Consider the following 2909-nt stretch of genomic DNA (forward strand, 5'->3'; position numbering starts at 1 on the left):
TGACGTGTCGAGCGCTGGATCAGGCGCACACCCAAGCGCTCTTCCAGCTTGGCGATGCGGCGGCTAAGCTTCGATTTCGGCATGCCCAGGACCCGGCCTGCCGGAGCAAAGCCGCCATGATCCACGGCTTGGACGTAGTAGTAGAGATCATTCAGATCTTGCATAGGAGCTACCCATCGTTTCAAAAATAGAACTCTGATAACTAATTTAGCAGACTACACACCTGTCCGTATCGAGGTATATACTCTAATCACTTGCTAATAGCAAGCAATATTTGCCAATTGCGCTAGCAAGCGGCTCCCTACAGAAAGAAGTGGTAGTGAATTAACCAAAAGGAGTATTGAAATGGCAACAAAACATCGAAAGTTGCGCAGCTATCCGCAAGCAGGTGTTCGTGCTTCCAGCATGCCGTTATTGCACAAATTAACAATGTTTAAGTTTAGCCTGCTGGGGGTGCTTGGAATAGTACTATTCTGGAACGGGCTTCAAGCCTTTGCCTGACAGGTGAAGTATTTGCAGGAGCGAAGGATGTAACGGGACTTCCCATAAAACGTTTGATATTTATGGGGAATAAAGTCAAATCCGCGCAAACAGTAACAGGCAGTTAATTAAAGGAGTATTGAAATATGTCAACAACTCTGGAAAGAAACGTCGAGCCGGGTACTGCCGGCGGCACATCAGCACCATGTCTCTAATAAGGCACCTCTCAACATTAAACTGCAATGCAGAAGGAATTTACCATGTCCGATCAATCAAATGTCGAGCGCACGCTATACGGATTCTGGCTCTCACCTTATATGAGTCAGGTCGCGCACTTCCTCGCAGAAACCGGTCTGACTTATCGTTATGAACGAGTGTCTCCGTTTCAGGGGAGCACGCTCACGCCAGAGCACATAGAACGGAATCCTCTTGGGAAAATTCCCAGTTTCAGGGATGTCAATGGTGTTTATATTTCGGAAAGTCACGCGATCTGTCGTTATCTAGCAAGAATCTACCCAGAAGCACGAAAGTTTTATCCTGTTGATGATCCGATGCTTTGTGCACAGGTTGACGCCAAGAATGACTTCATCACTTTCTCCATTGCGGGTCCATTCTTCAACTGGTTTGTTGTCAGCGCATATTTTCCAAAAGCATGGAAACTCAAAATTGAAAAAGAAGCACATATCTATAATCTTTGTTCCGTCCTGTTAAGCAAAATGTGGCTACCCCGCCTGGTTAATGGCTCAAGAATGGAGCCATTCCTGCTTGGCAAGGAGCCTTTTCTGCCAGATTTCCAGTTGTTCTACACGCTCGATCTTAGCCAAATGTTTTCCGAGCTGTTCGAAATACCCGAGATGCATCTGTTTCGAGACGATCCTGCATTACAGACATTTTACGATGCAATGTGTGAGCGTCCTTCTACCCGTGAAATACTGTCGGCTAAAGAATCAGAACTGGACGTTACGAAGAAGGAACTCTTCGGGGAGTTTGAGGCAGCCTATCTTAATAAGCATATCGACAGAAAAATCCTTGGAGGGATATTCGGGCGTGAAGTCTAATCCATACATACTGCGGCTGATCATCTGGCAACATTAATATCACGCCAGTTGCGCCTGTGATTTCAGGCGCAACTTTTAAGGATTAAGTTGTAAGAAATTTCAGGGTTGTTTACAGAGAGGTTGATTGAAATAATATTGGAGTATTTCATAAGGAGTTGAGTTATTCAAACTCTTATGTAGTTTGACAGTGTTATAAAAGTTAATAAAGCGGCCGAGTTGAATTTGCCGGTCGGTGCAGTCTTTAAAGTTGGTCTTGTCATGCCACATCTGCATCAAGGTGCGGATAGCGCGTTCAGCTTTGCCGTTGGCTTGGGGTCGATTGACTTGAGTGAATTTCTGGCCGATGCCGTGCGCTTTGCAGGTTTTAACGAAAGCATGACTGTCAGTGCCTTTATATTCTTTGCCATTATCAGAATAAGCATAATCGATCTGGTAAGGGCATTGGGCGATGACGGTTTCGGTGAGGAAGCAGGCTGCGCTATTCCGGGTTTTATCGGGCAAGATGGCTGCATAGAGTTCTCGGGAGAATTCATCAATCGCGACAAATAGGTATTGCCTGGGTTGGGTGGGTGATTGGCCTTTGAGTAAAGGTAGGCGTTTAGTATCGAAATGCACGAGTTCGCCAGGATAAGACTTGTTATAACGCTTTGCCTCACGTTTCAAGCGCTCCTGGATGGACTGCTCGACTTTGGCCAAGCGTTTGAGGCCGTACTGGATTGTTTTAAAACGTTGATTGGTACTGTCGCGGAAAACAAACTCCTTAAGCCTTGCCCGTTTGAGAACGGTGTAGATCGTAGGTCTTGAAACTCGAAAGCGTTCGGCAAGTTGGGACACTTTCCAACAGCGAGTTTGGTAAAGCTGCCACAGCTCCTGACGGTCAAGTGGCGTAAGTCTTATATGTTTGTGCATGTTCATTTACAGTATTCTCCACAATACTGTAAACAACGCTAGAAATTCTTACATATTATTTATGGCTCACAAAAGCGGATAAATTTAGTAAGTGGCAAATCATAATTTCATTTTGATGCATTCCCATATGTAAATTGGATACGATATTTTTGAATAAATAAAGAGCTAAGAGGAGTGTATCATCTGCTTGTTATTCTAATTTGCTTTATAAACTGCATTAATAATCCAATTCCAGCCGGTTATACTTTTGATTAAAGTCGGGGTATTTTCTAGATCATATAATGCATTAACCAAATGATTCTCGAGCGCATCGATGCTGTCAAATACGCGGTTATGAAAGTATTTTTCTCGCAGTTCATCCCAAAGATGTTCCTGCGGATTCAATTCAGGGGAATACGGTGGCAGGAATAACAAACGGATGTTCTCAGGCAAATCGAAATCCTTGCTTTTATGCCAGCCGGC

5 protein-coding genes are annotated in these 2909 nt (G+C 44.4%); 2 read left to right on the forward strand and 3 right to left on the reverse strand.

Annotated features, from left to right (window positions below):
* The coding region (locus tag BLV54_RS14920) for a LysR family transcriptional regulator (RefSeq protein ID WP_143032552.1) at nt 1-164 on the reverse strand (164 nt) is incomplete at its 3' end.
* A gap of 181 nt (nt 165-345) precedes the next feature.
* Here BLV54_RS14920 and BLV54_RS16320 point away from each other — a divergent pair.
* Both BLV54_RS16320 and BLV54_RS14925 read left to right on the forward strand, forming a co-directional pair.
* Nucleotides 346-501, forward strand: a complete 156-nt coding sequence (locus BLV54_RS16320; RefSeq protein ID WP_176969806.1) for a hypothetical protein — start codon at nt 346-348, stop codon at nt 499-501.
* Nucleotides 502-740: 239 nt separating this feature from the next.
* Entirely contained in the window at nt 741-1538 is a 798-nt protein-coding gene (locus tag BLV54_RS14925; protein WP_176969807.1) for a glutathione S-transferase family protein, read from the forward strand.
* Between the two features lie 99 nt (nt 1539-1637).
* Here the strand turns inward: BLV54_RS14925 and BLV54_RS14930 are convergent, their stop codons facing one another.
* Complete coding sequence (locus BLV54_RS14930) at nt 1638-2453, reverse strand: integrase core domain-containing protein (RefSeq protein WP_090572378.1); 816 nt, start codon at nt 2451-2453, stop codon at nt 1638-1640.
* Between the two features lie 189 nt (nt 2454-2642).
* Nucleotides 2643-2909, reverse strand: a 267-nt coding sequence (locus BLV54_RS14935; protein ID WP_218132437.1) for a transposase, incomplete at its 5' end; no start/stop codon positions are given.

Origin of the sequence: Nitrosomonas sp. Nm33 (assembly GCF_900107265.1) — a bacterium.
GTDB lineage: Bacteria > Pseudomonadota > Gammaproteobacteria > Burkholderiales > Nitrosomonadaceae > Nitrosomonas.